The organism is Staphylococcus sp. EG-SA-2, from assembly GCF_017152085.1.
The window spans coordinates 1-927 of sequence record NZ_JACYHC010000932.1; the positions used below are offsets into that span (position 1 = coordinate 1).

Annotated in this window: 1 protein-coding gene; it reads right to left on the bottom strand. The window is 31.8% G+C overall.

Annotation, left to right across the window (positions count from 1 at the left end):
• Positions 1 to 927 (bottom strand): phage portal protein (locus IDG60_RS27705; RefSeq protein WP_206160929.1); only part of this gene is annotated, 927 nt, incomplete at both ends.

The window sequence follows — 927 nt, forward strand, 5'->3', positions numbered from 1 at the left end:
CTGCTTTAAAGTACACTTCTGCTTGTGTTGCACTATCAGCCCTTAAATAAGATTTAACGTTAAATTTAAAATACCTATTTTTTTCTCTGTCTGTTTTAGTAAGTAGTTTCCGATTAAATTCTTCTTCATACTGTTTGACGATTGGCAATAAGGTATGCTGCAAGTAAAATCTGTTTAACTCTTCATTTTTCGCGAAATTTGTATTTGATCTTGCATTTAAGAATACTGAGGGCAATTGAAAAACGTTAGCTACTCTTTCTCTTGTTAAATTCTCGCTTGCCACTATATCTTCAGAGACATATTTTTTAGGTAACGGTTCGATTTCAACACCAGGCTCTTGGAATAATATTCCACCGTTTTCTTCATAGTACTGTTTGAAATCTTCTAACACTTGCTGCCTTTTTTCTTTACCTACATTGGAACCATATTTAAGCATGAAAGAATCAGGTTTTTGCATTTCTGTAAGATTAAAGGTTCTTACTGCATTATCAAAATCAGTTGTATTCTTCAACACATCAATCGGACTAATGCCTTGCACCATATTAGATGCCACGATGTGTTTAAAATGCAACATGTCCATATTATGAACAATCAATTTATTTCCAGTTGCAGCATGAATGGAATAATAAAGTTCACGTGATTGGTTTTCAATTAACATTTCAACAACATCTGGATTTAATAAGAAAAGCTTTGATGGTTGATGATAGATGTCTCGTTCAATTAGCACATATGCATTACCTTTTTCATTTCTGATTGTTTCAATTTGATTAATAAAATCAAAACTGCTCAGAGAATTATTCGGTGACACTGTAAGTAAATCAGATACTTCTGTATTAACTACTTTATAATCTTCATACATTTTCAAGGGCAAACTAGCCATCGAATTAGATAACTTTGTAATAGCTGAAAATATCGTTTCATTAGTTT